This window comes from Vibrio sp. R12-SW3-ISO1 (assembly GCF_059834005.1).
In genome coordinates this window covers 136898-152311 of the sequence record NZ_JCBDGK010000047.1, presented here as the reverse complement: position 1 = coordinate 152311, position 15414 = coordinate 136898, and the positions used below count along the sequence as shown (strand labels likewise).

The following is a 15414-nucleotide window of genomic DNA, read 5'->3' as shown; positions in this document are numbered from 1 at the left end:
GCATTCGGCCAACCCAACGGGTGCTTGCGAGCGATCTATGCCTGCTATAAAGTGGGCTAAGAGCATGATTCGAATTCACAAGGACATAGTATGAAAACCATAGGCGTGATTGGCGGCATGAGTTGGGAGTCAACGGCAACCTACTACGCGCAGATCAACCAGGGAGTGAAAGCCGCGCTTGGTGGTTTGCACTCCGCAAAAGTGATTATCCACAGTGTCGACTTTGCACAAATTGAAGCGTTGCAACACCAAGGTGAGTGGGAGGCAACGGGGCGGGTATTGGCGCAGGCAGCGCAATCGCTCGAACGTGCTGGCGCCGATTTTTTCATCATAGCGACCAACACGATGCACAAAGTGGCGGAGCAGGTTGAGCGCGCCGTGTCGATTCCTCTCTTACACATTGCCGATGCAACGGGGCGTGCACTTCAGGCGCAAGGTATCGAAAAAGTGGGGCTGCTTGGCACCGCATTTACGATGGAACAAGCGTTCTACAAACAAAGGTTAACGGATAAATTTGGTATTGAGGTGGTGGTGCCCAACGGCGTGCAGCGCCGATTGGTACATGACGTGATTTATCAAGAGCTCTGCTTGGGAACGCTCAATCCACGCTCGAAAAACGATTATCACACCATTATTGATGAGTTAGCGGCAGCCGGCGCACAAGGGGTGATTCTGGGCTGCACCGAAATAGGATTGTTGGTCAAACAGCAAGACACCTCCGTGGCTTTATTCGACACCGTCGCCATTCACGCGGCAGAAGCGGTGGCAATGGCGCTTGAGGAAGGCTCGCTTTAGACAGCGAATTCTTGAGGCTAAGTAGGCCGCCTGTTACGACGGCCTCAATTGAGCAGAGTTACAAATCAATGTGAAAAATCGAGGTTGTGCCGCTGACTTCATTGCCGACCGCGATAAAGTGCTCGCCAGCTCGAGTGAAATAATGAATCGACTCAGGGCCTAAATCACCGGCTTTAGGGTTGTAGGTCTCGTTGTCGCATTCTCCCTCATCGACTTTGGTGCAGACAGGTTGGTTAAAATCACGCGGGTTCACATAGTGAAGGAACATCGCATCGCTAGGGTCCGTGACGTCATACACCATAATCCCGCCTTGACGCTCTAAGCCAATAAACGCGTAGTGACGGCCGTTAATCTTAGCCACTTCGATCGCTTCAGGTTCGACGCCCTTATCATCACTGCGGTCGTCTGCACTGTCGTTGTTGTCATTGGTGCTGTTGAAGTGCTCCGGCTGCGTGGCGAAGACAATCTGTGCAAATTGATCGCCACTATCGTAAACGCGTTCGCCTTGCTCATTCCAAATAGAAAATGATCGCGCGCCAAACGCCTCGACAACCTCATTTTTCTGTAACGTCTTGCCTGGGTCGATCACCTTTAATCGTGCGAGCTGCTGATTATCTTTTAACGCGAGCGCCAGTGGATGATCGTCACTCACCTTGAGTTTTTTGCCTCGTAATTCATCGCTATACGCGATACAAAAATCGACTTTTGAACCATAATCAACGGTGCCAGAGTAATCGTCGCCATCCCATTGGTCGCCCTTGGTATCGCATTGCTGTTGAGTGCTATCGAAACCATACTCGCGGCCATCCCCTTCGTTCGCGGTAACGATATAGCTGACGCCATCGACTGAATAGGTGGCAATGGAGTCGGGCATATAAAGGCCAACCAGCTGTGGGTAGGATTGAAAATGACCGAGCCTTTTATCTTTGTTTGAAGCATCAAGAGTGGCGGTAGACCAGGATTTCCCGCCCAGTCCATAAATGGCCTCAACTCGGCCTGTCGTCACATCAATTTTCGCGAGGGCGTTGTTCTCTTGCTGCGCCACAAATAGCTGACCTTTGTCATCAAAGGCAAGGTATTCCGGCTCGAGATCTTGGGCCACGCTGGCACCCGGAGCGGAGAGTCGCACATCGCTATCCAATTCGTCGTGACGGACGCCACCTTCATTGAAATCGGTAAAGCCAATTTGCGTGACAATCGCATTTTGATAACCCGTTGAAAGGTCGATGAGGGTGACACTGCCTTCTGGATCGACGCTGTAATCGCTGTTGGGTTCTCCCTCGTTGGCGGCCGCAATGTATCGACCGTCTTTGGAAAAACTCACCATATCTGGCAGCGCGCCAGCAGGGTAGGTGGTCAGCAGCTCAAAGGTATCACCGCGGTAGAGTGCGATGATGCCCGCTTCTTGCTTGATGCTGTTTTCAATCGCGACCGCGACCCACCCCTGATGCGTTGAGACACTATTGGCCGCGCCAATCTCAATGCCTGCGTGTGTCGCCGCCCGCTGAAGATCGAGTTGCGTCTTCAAACTGGGGGCATGATCGTGACTAAGCGTGAGTACATCGACTTTCTTGGCCTGTGCGTTAACAACAAATAGTTGGTCAGTGCAGGCATCGTATTTGACGATTTCAGCGGCCGAGGTGGCAAACGGCGCATTGGCCACGTATCGACCCACAAGCGTTAAACCTGCAATAGAAGTCTCACTTTGCGAAGGTGCGACAGTTGCTTTACAACTCAGTGCTGGGACAAGTGCACGACTTTGTTCTGTCGGTGATGAGCAAGCGGAAAGGGCGGTCAACATGCCAGTGATTGCCAATGTACGAAAAGCAAAAGGCGCGGTATGAGATTGAAAAGACAAAGTAAATCCTCCTTGATGAATGTGGGCCTAGTCTAAGGAGGATTTATGAACAAAACGTGTCGCTTTTATCTCATCAATGTGACAGAAAAGTTGACTTAAACGACTAAACCAAAGAGTGAGAGGACTTCTAAAAACTAACTTTGTTGTTGAGTAATTAAGTGCACAAGCTCATCTTCGGTAGAGGGTGTTTTTGCAAGCTCCAGCTCGCATTCTGCGCCCCCCTTAAGCATGTAGACTCGAGTCGTGCAGTGATCGTGGTGAAACCAACGACCGTCGACACAAACGTCTGTATAGCAGCGAGGATCTTTTTTGAGTTCCATATGTTTCGTCCCTGTTTGGTTGTTGTTACAATTTTCAACCTAACTTGGATTTTCTACAGAAAAAATGACCTGGCTCAAGCTTAGGGGAAATGTGGCAGACTCGCGCCACTTGCGTTGCGAAAATGAAGGTTATAGGCTATTCATTTATTGAGGAAATCGCATAAATTGCGTAGATTCATTGCAAAAATGAAACACGCTAAACATTAAATGCTGAGTGACGGATGATAAAGGACAACGCGCAAAACTGGAGTAATGGATGAATCTAGGCCTTGGACGCTTTACTTGCTGGTGTGTACTGATGTGCCTAGTGGTCTCACTGAAAAGTTTAGCTAGTGATATAGGCCATGTTCGCATTCTAGTGATCAAATCCTACGATCCCAACTTTCCTACCTACGCCGATATCTCTTATGGCTTAAACGAAGTGTTAGACCGAGATTCAGTCCTTCTCGATGTCTCTTATATGCACAGTAAACTCGTTTATGATGTCGTCAGTGTCGCCAATTATAAAAGAGCGATCTCCTACCAATTCCTCAACAGCCAGAAATACGACATGGTGATCACAGTGGACGACAATGCGCTAAGATTTGCACTCTCTGAGCGGCAAGGGCTGTTTCGTGATCTGCCGATTGTGTTTTTGGGGGTCAACAATGTCGAGCTTGCCTTATCTCTCAAAGGAGACAAGCAGGTATCAGGCGTGATTGAAGCTGTATCATTTGATGAAAATATACAGTTTATTCAAGAGGCGATGCCCCATGTTGAGAACATTCATCTGTTAGTCGATGGCACAACCACAGGGCGCGCCGACTTTGAGAAACTGTCTCGCACTATCGTAGACTACCCTGATTTTAATTGGAAGACACTCGATTTAGCGACGCTTGCTTGGGGCGAATTGATAGAGGACATGGCGTCGATTGATGCACACAACAGTGTGGTCCTGCTGATTTCGGCTTATCGAGACAAGAACAACGTGGCCCTCTCTTTTGATGAGTCGGTGCACCTTATCACTGATGCTACCACTGCGCCGATCGTCCATCCTTATCAACACGGTATTGGTCAAGGGTTACTGGGTGGACTAGTGGTGGATCACCGCGCTCATGCGGTACTGGCGGGAGAGCTTGCTCACCGATATTTTCATCGCGGCTATTTTATTGAAGAGGACATGGTGGTTCAGCCGCCTACTAAGGCGCTGTTTGATTATGCTCAGCTCAAACGTTTTGGTATTAAAGAGCGCGATTTACCCTCAGGCAGCCACATATTGGGCAAACCCGAGCCGATATTAAGTCGCTACTATGTCGAAGTCATGACGCTGTTTGGCTTGGTATTCATCATCTTAACGACCTTGGCGCTGCTTGCATGGGTGAAAAAGCGCACCGCAGAGCAAGATGAAGACAAATTAAAGTCGATATTGAACAGCTTAGACTCCTACATCTACCTCAAGGATGAGCATGGTAGATATCTGTTTGCGAATAAAAAAATGTGTCAAAACCTCTCTTTGGACGAAGACGAGGTGCTCGGCAAAGACGACTATGACTTATTTGATGAAAACGTCGCAACGCGTATTTCAAGCGTCGATCAGTTAGTGGTCAATTCGAAAAAGCCCTACAGCAGTGAAGAAACCTATTGGCATGAAGATGTCGGCAAGAAGATGATCGTGCATACGCGTAAAGTCCCCTTGATGAATGACAAGGGCGACATCTACGCCATCTGTGGTTCATCCATCGACATCACTCGAAGTAAAACACAAGAGCGCATCATCGAGCAGATTGCTTATCAAGATCCGACCAACGGCTTGGGGAATCGCGTCAAACTCTTTACCTATTTGACGGATGTGATGTCCAAAAGCGAGTTTGTCGGCGGTCAAACTGCGGTGGGCTTTTTTGATATTGATAATTTCCGCTACATCAACGAGACCTATGGCCACACTGCTGGGGATCACTGTATTGACATCGTGTTGGATAAATTGAAGCGTCTGGTGGGCGAGGCCGGTCAAGCTCTGCGATTGGGGGGCGATGAATTTTATTTGGTCGTCTATGGCGAGACGCACGCTAGCCAAACCATCCGAGACATTCAGCGCCAGTTGCCAGAAACGGTCAACATTTTAGGTAATACGATACCGCTAAGTGTCAGTGTCGGGATCTCACTCTACCCAGCGGAAGGGGTGACCGAGCCGGAGCAGCTTTTGCGCCGTGCGGAACTGTCATCCTATGAAGCGAAAATGCGAGGTGGGAACCAAGCGGTATGCCTTGATAATAGTCAGGATCAAAAAGCGTCCGATAATGAGTTCATCACTGAGGTGATCGGCGCGATGCACCGCAATGAATTGGAGCTCTACTTCCAACCCAAAGCCAGCTCTAAGCAGAAGACAATCGTCGGCGCTGAAGCCCTTATTCGCTGGAATCATCCGGTCAAAGGTTTTTTAACCCCCAATATGTTCTTGCCAGAAGTGCATCGTTTAGGCCTCTTTAAACAGATCGATGATTGGGTGATTGAGCGCGCGATGGAGACGCTAGATGCCTGGTGTGAGGCAGGCTTAGCGCTTAACTTGAGTATCAACCTCAGCCACGAATATTTCAGTCAAACCGACCTGTTTGAGATACTACAAGACAAACTGGCGCGTTACCCAAACATCAAACAAGGTTTGCTTGAAATCGAGATCCTAGAGACGCACGCGCTTGAAGATTTGAATCACGTGTCGAACATGATTAAGAAGTGCCGTTTGTTGGGTATTCGTTTCTCGATAGATGATTTCGGCACTGGCTATTCGTCATTGACCTATTTACAGCGTTTGCCGGTCGATACCCTAAAAGTTGACCAAAGTTTTGTGCGCCACGGGCTACGTGAAGTGGACATCGGGATACTGAAAGGAATTTTGGTGTTTTGTAATGCACTGCACATCACCCCGATTGTTGAAGGGGTCGAAACAGTGCAAGAGTTGAAGCGCTTGAATGAGGTGGGTTTTGATTACATTCAAGGCTATTTGATTTCAAAACCAGTGACAGAGAATGCCTTTATCGCGCGAGTAAAAGCGCAACCGGCTAATCTTTCCAGTGCTTGAATTCCACTGCATAAGTACCACTGCATAAGTGCCAGTGCTCGATGAATCAGCATTGACACCACTAAAAACGCCCGCCTCTGAAAAAGAGGCGGGCGTTTTTAGTTAAAGTGTCGTTAAGCGACCGATTCAGCGTCGGTAGAGGGCGTAGCTTCCGCCTTTGGCTGAGTAGGGAGGACCAACGTCATAATGATCGCCGCAATACCGCTGGTTGTGACGGGAGAGCCGAACACGCTTTGCACCAGTTTAGGCATTTGGCCCAAGATGTCTGGCACGAGCATGACACCGAGACCAAAGCCAAACGAGACAGCCAAAATCATCAAGTTGCGACGATCCAATTTCTCGCGCGCGATGATTTTAATCCCAGCCGCTGCCACCGTGCCAAACATGACCAGCGTTGCGCCGCCGATGACGGGTTTCGGTATGGTGGTTAACACGCCACCAATGATGGGGAACAGGCCTAGCACCACCAAAATCAGTGCCACAAAATAACCCACGTAACGACTGGCGATACCAGTTAAGTGAATGACGCTATTGTTTTGGCTAAAGGTGGTGTTCGGGAAGGTGTTGAAAATCGCCGCCAGCATGGAGTTGACCCCATCCCCGAGAATCCCTGCTTTAATGCGCTTCAAATAGCCTTCACCGGAGACCGGTTGTTTGGTGATCATGCAATTGGCGGTAATGTCACCTGTCGATTCTATCGCGGTAATCGCGTAGATAACGGCAACGGGAATAAAGGCATACCAATCGAAATCGAAGCCGTATTTGAACGGTTGAGGGATGCTAAGTAGCGGCTGATTAAAGGCATTGTCGAAATTGACCATACCCATCGACGCGGCGGCGAGATAACCGACCACCATACCCACCAATATGGACGATAAACGCACCATCAGGTTTTTTGAACGGTTAAGCGCAATGATAGTGACAAGAACCAGTGCGCCGAGCACTAAGTTATGCCAATCGCCAAAGTTGGGCGCTTTGACGCCACCGGCTAAATCTGTCATGCCGACTTTAATCAATGAGATGCCGATAGTGGTGACGACGATCCCTGTGACCACAGGAGTAATGATACGTTGCAGTTTGTCGATGAACTGAGATAACGCAATTTCAATAAACGCACCGACAAAACAGACACCGAAGATCATCGCGAGAATCTCTTCTGGGCCACCCCCTTGAGATTTAGCAATGAACCCGGCCGCGAGTACGGAGCTAAGAAACGCAAAGCTGGTCCCTTGGACACAGATCATGCCAGCGCCAATCGGCCCGATACGGCGAGCCTGAATAAAGGTACCGACACCCGAAACAATCAGCGCCATACTAATGAGATAGGGAATATGCTGGCCAAGGCCGAGCACACCACCAATGATGAGCGTTGGAGTAATAATACCGACGAAACTCGCCAGTACGTGTTGCAGACCTGCATAGAGCGCTTGACCCGTTGCGGGGCGATCTTCCAGTGCATAAATCAGGTCACTGTTTTCCTTGTGAGACATGTTGACTTCCTTGTATACAATATTGTTGACATTGTATTGATCAAGTTAGCAACCATTGTGCCATTCATAAATTAGAGCGATAAGTTAACAAATACAGTGACTTATGTCAGAATGGTCAATAGGCGAATTCTCTAAGTTGCATAGCGTTGGTGCAGTTGACCCGTTTTGGGGGTAGAGAAAGAAAAAACCGCCGGGTAGGAAGGCACCGCAGCGGCAAAACAGAAATTAGGTTGGCGGATGATGCTCTATCCAGTGACGGGCGATTTGCTCTCGCGTGGCGATCCACACACCCGAATGGGATTGCACGTAGTCGAGAAACTTTTTCAGTGCCATAAAGCGACTAGGTTTGCCTATGATGCGACAATGCAGGCCAATTGACATCATTTTCGGTTTGCTTTGCCCTTCTTGATAGAGGCAATCGAAGTTGTCCTTGAGGTATTGATAAAACTCTTCCCCATGACTGAATCCATAAGGGGAGGCAAATCGCATGTCATTGGTATCCAGCGTGTACGGCACAATCAGATGAGGCCGCGTTTGTCCGGGCTTTTGTGCATCGGGTACTTGCGTCCAAAACGGCAGGTCATCCCCATAATAGTCAGAATCGTAGAGGAGGTGGCTATGCTCGGCCACGAGGGCGCGCGTATTGGGGGAGTCACGTCCTGTGTACCAGCCGATCGGTTTTTTTCCTGTGAGCGTCTCTATGATTTGGAGCGCTTGCACCATATCCTCACGCTCTTTCTCAATCGGTGCGTCTTGATAGTGAATCCATTTCAAACCGTGACAGGCAATTTCATGGCCATCATCGAGTAATGCGTTGGCCACATCTGGGTTTCTTTGCAAGGCTGTCGCTACTGCAAAGGCGGTGAGATGAAGACCTCGCGCTTTGAACTCATCGAGAATTCGCCACACGCCGACCCGAGAGCCGTATTCGTACAAGGATTCCATACTCATGTGTCTATCAGGGTAAGCGCTCGCGCCAGCGATTTCGGATAAGAAGGTTTCCGAATGTGTGTCGCCATGCAATACGCAGTTTTCGCCGCCTTCTTCGTAGTTCAAGACAAATTGCAGCGCAATCTTTGCCCCATTTGGCCACTTAGCATCAGGGACGTTATCGCGTCCATAACCTGTATAATTTCTTGGATTATCCATATCCATTTGTATCCCTTAAATTTTTTATTGACTCCAGTGCTGATAGCGGCCGTGAAAGGTTTTACCTATCGGAGCGCCATAATGACCGCACTTGGCCGTGTTAAGTTGTAAGCTGTACAAAGACTCCGCAAGCTTGACCGCGGCAGTGACGCCATCAATCACTGGAACTTGGAGATCTTGACTCAGTTCCGCCGCAAGATCTGACATGCCCGCACAGCCCAATACGATGGCTTCAGCCCCATCTTGCGAAAGCGCTTGCCGGCATTCTTGGCGCAACTGTTCATACAGCGAGGTATGCACGGATTCCAAGGCAAGCACGGGAATGTCGGTTGCGCGCACACCGGTACAGAGATGCGCGTAGCCGTAGCGCTGCAACAGATGGTGGGCGGTGGGGACGGTGCGAGTGAGGGTGGTGACCACACCAAATCGATGCGAGACCAAACTGGCGATTTGAAAAGCTGCTCCTGCGATGCCGATGACAGGCGCTTGCGCTATTTCGCGCGCAGCATCAAGCGCGGGATCGCCAAAGCACGCAATGATATGCGCATCGACGCCTTTTTTCTCCCCGTCAGCGATAAGATCGAGTAAGGCCGCAGAGGCGATGGTTTCATCCAACGCACATTCAATGCTTTCAGGGCCGTGCTCAGGACAGCGAGCGAGGATGTCGCTGGAGGGCAGCGCGACAGTCAAAGCCGATTGGGCAATTTTATCTGTCATGGTAACGCTGGTGTTTGGGTTAATCAGTTGGATTTTCATAGCACACCTTTACGAGTCCATGTTGGCAAACAACTGAGTGAAATCAACGTGGGCATCTTTTTTACCTGTTAATGAAATCGATTGCTTAATATGGATCAAATGGTGTCGCATCCACTGCTGCGCCTTGTCGACTTGATGGGTGTCGAGCAAATCAATCAGCTCAAGATGATCGCCACAATCACAACTCACGCTCTCTCTGGTACCGTAGGCGGCGATAACCAAGGATGAGCGATAGCACAACTGCTCGATAAACTCAGCCAAGACCGAGTTGTTGCCCATATGAGCAAGCTCATAATGAAACTTCGCCGTCAATTGAATGGAACGGGCTAAATCGCCGTCTTGTTCGGCTTGCTTCTCTTGCGCCACCATATCGCGAAAGCGTTGCGACACTTTGAGATCCCAATTGTCCGAAATCTCACCGAGCAACAGAGGTTCTAATGTAATGCGGCTATCCAATACTTCTTCCGCCTCTTGACGACTCGGACGACTGACCTGTGCGCCTTTATTCGGCTGAATCACGACAAAACGTTCAATCGCGAGGCGCTGTAGCACTTTGCGTATCCCGGTACGGCTCACCCCAAACGCTTCCGATAACTTGTCTTCGGGTAAACGCTCACCGGGCGGAAGCTGATGCTCAACAATGGCTTTGAGCATCTTTTGATAAATTTTTTCGTCGTTCGACATGATGACTCTCTATTTATTTGTATACAATTCAAGGTAGCAATATGTATACCATGTTGTGATCCCTTCAAAACTCAATCAGGTACGCAATCGAGTGATAAATCGGCCCGATTTGCACCTTTATAAAGCATAAATGCTTACTTTGAGTGCAATGAGGGCTGAGTAATATGTGGTTAGGTGTACCTCTGCTGTCATTTAATTGTGGCACAATCTTTGTATTGATGATTGTATACAATGATTATTTAACTTTGATTGAGAGCTCAACAAACAAAATGAATCTATTAGCAAAACTTAAGAAAGAGTGGTTTTTGGTCGGCATGGTGGTCGCGATAGCGCTTGCGACGATCACGGCTGAGATTGGACGCTCCGGCGGGCCGATTCACTTGGACCAATTGACGGCGATGGGGGTTGCCATTGTCTTCTTTCTTCATGGTCTAGGGTTATCGCCACAAGCGATTAAAGCGGGGTTGACCAATTGGCGTCTGCATATTTACATCCAGGTGGCGACGTTTGTGGCCTACCCAATTTTATGGGTAGTGTTTGGCGATCTCTTTATCGCAACCATGCCAGCGGCTCTGGCGTTTGGGTTTTGTTATCTCTTGGTTCTGCCGAGCACCATTTCGTCATCGGTTGCGATGACGAGTGTCGGTAAGGGAAACGTGCCGGGGGCGATCTTTAACGCGTCGCTATCGAGCATTATTGGTGTGGTGATCACCCCAGCTTTGATTCAGCTCTTTATGGGCTTTGAAGGGGTGTCACTCAATCTGCTCGACTCCGTGTTGTCGATCGCTAAGTTACTTTTGGTTCCGATGATTTTAGGCCAGCTCCTTCGTCCTTACCTGCTGGCTTGGACGGAGAAACACAAAGCGGTGGTCAATAAAGTCGATAAGTATGTGATTCTTTTGATCGTTTACAACGCCTTTTGTGATTCTGTTATTAACGGTATCTGGAGTGAGTTCTCTGCGGGGTTGCTGTTGACGGCGATTGCGCTGTGTGTGGTGATTTTGTTGGTGATGGTCCACTCCATTCAGTGGGGAGCAAGAAAAGCCGGTTTCGATCTTCCTGATGAAGTGGCGGCGGTATTCTGTGGCACCAAAAAGACATTAGCGGCCGGGATCCCGATGGCGAAAGTCATTTTTGGAACCGACCCAACGCTCGGTATGTTGCTACTGCCGATCATGTTGTATCACCCAATCCAGATTTTCTATTGCGCCGTGCTGGCTAACCGTTACGCCAAGCAGAGCGAAGGGGTAAAAGCCGCCGCGCTTTAAGCGCGCTAATCGGTGCAACCATTAAGGAAAGATGATGAGTAAGGATACTCGAATTTATTGCGCGCAAGGGCCACACACTTTGGCGCCGACAAAAGAAGGCCGACTGAGTGGCACTCGTTTTGTCTTTAAAGATCTGTTTGATGTAAAAGGCTACCGAACGGGGGCAGGCAATCCACAGTGGTTAGCCACTCATGATGTTGCTAGCCAGACATCGCTGCTCATTACCACTTTGCTTGAGAGTGGTGCAGAGTGTGTTGGGCGAGTTCAGACCGATGAGCTGGCGTACAGCTTAAACGGTCAAAATATCCATTACGGCACGCCAGTGAACCCCAAAGCGCCTGACGCGATTCCAGGTGGGTCATCGAGCGGCAGTGCGGTGGCGGTAGCAAGTGGCGATTGCGATTTTTCAATCGGTACGGATACCGGCGGTTCAGTACGTGTCCCAGCCAGTTATTGTGGGCTGTATGGGTTGAGGCCGACGCATGGTGCGTTGAGTCTTAAACACTGCTTTGAACTGGCGGCTCGCTTTGACACTGCCGGTATTTTCACCAGAGATTTGGCGATGATGGAGCGAGTGTGGACGAGTTTGTCGGCTGACCACGGTGTATTGCATTACCAACGGTCCTTCTATCTTGATGAGCAGTGCCGTGCTCTTATGAGTGCCGATCACACCGAGCAGTTAACGCGCCTCAAAGCATCGGGTGTAAAGATTCAACAAGGTGACTATCTTGCGCGTGCGGGATGGACGCTCGATCGGTTAAGTCACCTGTTTCGTACCCTGCAAGGTTTCGAGATCATTCGCCAACACGGTGAGTGGTTAGCACGCTATGGAGAGAGCTTGGACCCGGCGATTGCAACGCGCGTCGAGTGGGCAAGAACCTTGACCGAGTCAGAGTATACAGCGGCTTGTGATGAGCAACAGCGATTCAAACAGGCGTTAGTGCAGCATATGGAAGAGCATGCGTTATGGTGGCTACTGCCAACCACGCCCGCCGGAGCGCCGAAACTGACCATGCCAGCTAATGAATTGGCCGTTTATCGCAGCCAGCTTATGGGTCTCACGAGTCTTGCTGGGCTCTCTGGCTTACCGCAATTGCATCTCCCTAACGCCGCAGCAGCGATGCCGTGCGGACTTTCGTTTCTTGGCAGTGCGCACAGTGAACGTGCCCTTATCCAGACTGCCATGCAACTCAACCTAGACACGAGCCAAGGAGTGGCCGATGAAGCATCAAACCGCGTTTACCGCCCCACATCATAAAGCCGCCGAAGTTGGCCAAGCGATTTTAGACGCCGGTGGCACGGCTAGTGAAGCGATGGTTGCTGCCGCTGCGATGATCTCAGTGCAATACCCCCATATGAATAGCATCGGAGGGGATGGATTTTGGTTGATTGCGAAACAAGGCCAAACCCCAGTCGCGATTGATGGTAGCGGCGATGCGGCGGCGCAGGTGGATGTTAACGCCTACCGAGCACTGGGTGATGAATTGCCCGATCATGGTGCGCTTTCGGCCATCACGATGGCGGGCACGGTCGCAGGTTGGCAAGCAGCGCTTGAGTATGATCATGGCAATATGACACTGGATAGATTACTTACCCCCGCGATCGATGCCGCGCGCGACGGGATCACCGCGACGCAGAGCTTGGTCAATGCCAGTGAAAAAACCTATCAGCGACTGGCTTCGCTAGACGGGTTTGCCGATATTTATCTCAATCAAGGTGAGACGCTCAAGGTCGGCGATCGTATCTGCAATCCGGCGCTGGCCGATACTCTATCGATGCTGGCAGAAAAAGGACTAGAAGATTTCTATCGCGGTGATTTGGCGCAGTCGATGGCTGATGATCTAGCCGCGATGGGTAGCCCAATCCGTCTTGAAGATTTTCATCAATTTCGCGCTAAAGTGATGCAGCCACTGCATGTCACGACCTCCAAAGCCACACTGTATAACTTTGGTGCACCGACCCAAGGGGTGGCGTCACTGCTGATTTTGGCTATCTACGATCGTTTAGCGGTCAACGCTCAGACCGAAGTGGAGCACATTCACTGCCTTGTTGAAGCCACTAAACAAGCGTTTCTGATTCGTGATCGAGAGGTGTGTGATGAGGCGTCATTGCGCGAGCCTTTGCAGCATTGGCTCAGTGACGACGAGGTGGCTAAATGTACTGCTGCCGTGAATCCTAACCGCGCCCTAGCTTGGCCTCACCAAGCCAAACCCGGCGATACGATCTGGATGGGGGCCAGTGATCAATACGGCACCATGGTCAGCTTTATTCAAAGCATTTACTGGGAGTTTGGGTCCGGTGTTGTGCTGCCAAAGACCGGAGTGTTATGGAATATCCGCTCCAAGAGTTTTTCTCTGGATGCGCAACATCACAATGTATTGGCACCCAACAAGAAGCCTTTCCATACCCTCAACCCTGCTTATGCTGAGCTCAGTGATGGCCGCAGAATGAGCTACGGTACGATGGGCGGTGAAGGTCAGCCCCAAACGCAAGCGTGCCTATTTAGCCGCTACCACTATCAATCTTATCCCTTGGATAAGGCGATCTCAGAGCCTCGCTGGCTGTTGGGGCGCACTTGGGGTGATGCGACACACAACTTACGCTTAGAGCGCTCACTTAACCAACGCTGCGGCGCTGAGTTGGTGGCGCTCGGTCACGACGTCACCACCGTCGACGATAATAACGAGCTGATGGGCCATGCTGGCGCCATTGTGCTGGATGAACAAGGAAGAGCCATCGCCAGTAGCGATCCGCGTAGCGATGGCCAAAGTTTTGTAGGAGAACAATAATGTCACAGGCCAATGAGCTATTTGAAACACTTAACCCACCGCAACGCCTTTTGATGGGGCCGGGGCCAATCAACGCTTATCCTCGCGTGCATCAGGCCATCGCTCAGTCACTGATTGGTCAGTATGACCCTGTGATGACCGGTTACATGAACCAAGTACAGTCACTCTATCGCGGCGTTTTTCACACCCAAAACCCGCAGACGATGCTCGTGGATGGCACTGCGCGCGCGGGGATTGAAGCGGTGTTAGTGTCGGTGTTAAAACCGGGCGACAAAGTGCTGATCCCCGTCATTGGCCGCTTTGGTCACTTATTGTGCGAAATTGCTACGCGGGTTGGCGCTGTGGTGAAAACCATCGATGTTGAGTGGGGTGAAGTGTGCGCGCCAGAGCAAATTGAACAGGCGATCAAAACCTTTCAGCCAACATTGCTCGCCACTGTTCAAGGAGACACCTCCACGACTATGAACCAACCGTTGGCTGAAATGGGCGAGCTGTGTCAGCGCTATGGTGTGCTGTTCTATTGTGATGCCACTGCGTCGATTGCCGGTAATGAATTGTATGTCGATGATTGGCATCTCGATGCGGTGTCAGCAGGGCTGCAGAAATGTTTAGGCGGGCCTTCGGGCTCAGCGCCGATTACGCTGAGCGAGCGTTGCGCTGCGCTAATCAATAGTCGTAAACACGTTGAAGCGGGCATTCGTGCCGCTCACCACGTTGATGGTGAAGAAGCACCAATCCAATCGAACTACTTTGATTTAGCCATGGTGATGGATTATTGGGGGCCAGAGCGCCTTAACCACCATACTGAAGCCACCAGCATGCTTTATGCCGCTCGCGAGTGTGCAAGGCTGTTCCTTGAAGAGGGCCCAGAGCAGGTTATTGCCCGTCACAAGCAAGCGGGAGATGCGATGGCATCGGGGCTTCGCGCGATGGGGCTAGAGCTATTTGGCAATCAAAATTACAAAATGAATAACGTGGTCGGTGTGGCAATACCGAGTGTTAAAAAAGCGGCGGGTACGGTCGATGGCGATGCGGTGCGTCTTGAGCTGCTGCACCGGTTTGGTATCGAGATTGGTACCTCGTTTGGCCCACTGCATGGCAAGATCTGGCGCATCGGTACTATGGGGTTCAACGCGAGACAAGAGTGCGTATTGACCACCTTGGCGGCGCTGGAAGCGGTACTGATCAAACACCAAGCGGACATCATTCCCGGTCAGGCAGTTCTGGCGGCTATGTCGCATTATCAATAA

General features: G+C 50.5%; 12 protein-coding genes. 6 read left to right on the top strand and 6 right to left on the bottom strand.

What is annotated here, in order from left to right:
- The first annotated feature begins 90 nt into the window (after positions 1-90).
- Positions 91-795 (top strand): aspartate/glutamate racemase family protein, encoded by a 705-nt coding sequence (locus AC6R0R_RS14930; RefSeq protein WP_500627256.1) that lies wholly within the window; start codon positions 91-93, stop codon positions 793-795.
- 58 nt (positions 796-853) lie between these two features.
- On the opposite strand, the gene AC6R0R_RS14925 is transcribed toward AC6R0R_RS14930, so the two are convergent.
- Together AC6R0R_RS14925 and AC6R0R_RS14920 are read right to left on the bottom strand one after the other, a co-directional pair.
- Positions 854-2596, bottom strand: coding sequence for a choice-of-anchor I family protein (locus AC6R0R_RS14925; RefSeq protein WP_500627287.1), 1743 nt, complete (start codon positions 2594-2596; stop codon positions 854-856).
- A 191-nt stretch (positions 2597-2787) separates the two neighbouring features.
- Positions 2788-2973 (bottom strand): hypothetical protein, encoded by a 186-nt coding sequence (locus tag AC6R0R_RS14920; protein ID WP_500627255.1) that lies wholly within the window; start codon positions 2971-2973, stop codon positions 2788-2790.
- Between the two features lie 256 nt (positions 2974-3229).
- Between AC6R0R_RS14920 and AC6R0R_RS14915 the strand changes: the two genes are divergently transcribed.
- The gene (locus AC6R0R_RS14915) at positions 3230-6028 is read left to right on the top strand and encodes an EAL domain-containing protein (protein ID WP_500627254.1); all 2799 of its coding nucleotides are present in this window, start codon (positions 3230-3232) and stop codon (positions 6026-6028) included.
- Positions 6029-6141: 113 nt separating this feature from the next.
- On the opposite strand, the gene AC6R0R_RS14910 is transcribed toward AC6R0R_RS14915, so the two are convergent.
- The 4 genes from AC6R0R_RS14910 to AC6R0R_RS14895 form a co-directional block, all read right to left on the bottom strand.
- Positions 6142-7518 carry a nucleobase:cation symporter-2 family protein gene (locus AC6R0R_RS14910; RefSeq protein ID WP_500627253.1) on the bottom strand — a complete coding sequence of 459 codons (1377 nt, stop codon included), beginning with the start codon at positions 7516-7518 and terminating at the stop codon, positions 6142-6144.
- Positions 7519-7743: 225 nt separating this feature from the next.
- Complete coding sequence (puuE, locus tag AC6R0R_RS14905; RefSeq protein ID WP_500627252.1) at positions 7744-8673, bottom strand: allantoinase PuuE; 930 nt, start codon at positions 8671-8673, stop codon at positions 7744-7746.
- Between the two features lie 18 nt (positions 8674-8691).
- Complete coding sequence (locus AC6R0R_RS14900) at positions 8692-9423, bottom strand: aspartate/glutamate racemase family protein (RefSeq protein ID WP_500627251.1); 732 nt, start codon at positions 9421-9423, stop codon at positions 8692-8694.
- Positions 9424-9432: 9 nt separating this feature from the next.
- Positions 9433-10107, bottom strand: a complete 675-nt coding sequence (locus AC6R0R_RS14895; protein ID WP_500627250.1) for a GntR family transcriptional regulator — start codon at positions 10105-10107, stop codon at positions 9433-9435.
- 269 nt (positions 10108-10376) lie between these two features.
- Between AC6R0R_RS14895 and AC6R0R_RS14890 the strand changes: the two genes are divergently transcribed.
- Genes AC6R0R_RS14890 through AC6R0R_RS14875 form a run of 4 tightly spaced genes read left to right on the top strand, consistent with a single transcriptional unit; the run spans position 10377 to position 15414 of the window.
- Positions 10377-11375, top strand: a complete 999-nt coding sequence (locus AC6R0R_RS14890; protein ID WP_500627249.1) for a bile acid:sodium symporter family protein — start codon at positions 10377-10379, stop codon at positions 11373-11375.
- A gap of 34 nt (positions 11376-11409) precedes the next feature.
- Positions 11410-12633 carry an amidase gene (locus AC6R0R_RS14885; protein WP_500627248.1) on the top strand — a complete coding sequence of 408 codons (1224 nt, stop codon included), beginning with the start codon at positions 11410-11412 and terminating at the stop codon, positions 12631-12633.
- Positions 12596-14164: a gamma-glutamyltransferase family protein gene (locus tag AC6R0R_RS14880; protein ID WP_500627247.1), complete on the top strand. Its 1569-nt coding sequence runs from the start codon at positions 12596-12598 to the stop codon at positions 14162-14164. The genes AC6R0R_RS14885 and AC6R0R_RS14880 overlap by 38 nt, the downstream gene beginning before the upstream one ends.
- Positions 14164-15414: a pyridoxal-phosphate-dependent aminotransferase family protein gene (locus AC6R0R_RS14875; RefSeq protein ID WP_500627246.1), complete on the top strand. Its 1251-nt coding sequence runs from the start codon at positions 14164-14166 to the stop codon at positions 15412-15414. Before AC6R0R_RS14880 ends, AC6R0R_RS14875 begins: the two co-directional genes overlap by 1 nt.

Bases quoted from the DNA above. Each gene is read 5' to 3' on its own strand.
- AC6R0R_RS14895 (WP_500627250.1), bottom strand. From the start codon at position 10,107: ATGTCGAACGACGAAAAAATTTATCAAAAGATGCTCAAAGCCATTGTT.
- AC6R0R_RS14920 (WP_500627255.1), bottom strand. From the start codon at position 2,973: ATGGAACTCAAAAAAGATCCTCGCTGCTATACAGACGTTTGTGTCGAC.
- AC6R0R_RS14885 (WP_500627248.1), top strand. From the start codon at position 11,410: ATGAGTAAGGATACTCGAATTTATTGCGCGCAAGGGCCACACACTTTG.
- AC6R0R_RS14880 (WP_500627247.1), top strand. From the start codon at position 12,596: ATGAAGCATCAAACCGCGTTTACCGCCCCACATCATAAAGCCGCCGAA.
- AC6R0R_RS14910 (WP_500627253.1), bottom strand. From the start codon at position 7,518: ATGTCTCACAAGGAAAACAGTGACCTGATTTATGCACTGGAAGATCGC.
- AC6R0R_RS14875 (WP_500627246.1), top strand. From the start codon at position 14,164: ATGTCACAGGCCAATGAGCTATTTGAAACACTTAACCCACCGCAACGC.
- puuE (WP_500627252.1), bottom strand. From the start codon at position 8,673: ATGGATATGGATAATCCAAGAAATTATACAGGTTATGGACGCGATAAC.
- AC6R0R_RS14890 (WP_500627249.1), top strand. From the start codon at position 10,377: ATGAATCTATTAGCAAAACTTAAGAAAGAGTGGTTTTTGGTCGGCATG.
- AC6R0R_RS14925 (WP_500627287.1), bottom strand. From the start codon at position 2,596: ATGTTGACCGCCCTTTCCGCTTGCTCATCACCGACAGAACAAAGTCGT.
- AC6R0R_RS14900 (WP_500627251.1), bottom strand. From the start codon at position 9,423: ATGAAAATCCAACTGATTAACCCAAACACCAGCGTTACCATGACAGAT.
- AC6R0R_RS14930 (WP_500627256.1), top strand. From the start codon at position 91: ATGAAAACCATAGGCGTGATTGGCGGCATGAGTTGGGAGTCAACGGCA.
- AC6R0R_RS14915 (WP_500627254.1), top strand. From the start codon at position 3,230: ATGAATCTAGGCCTTGGACGCTTTACTTGCTGGTGTGTACTGATGTGC.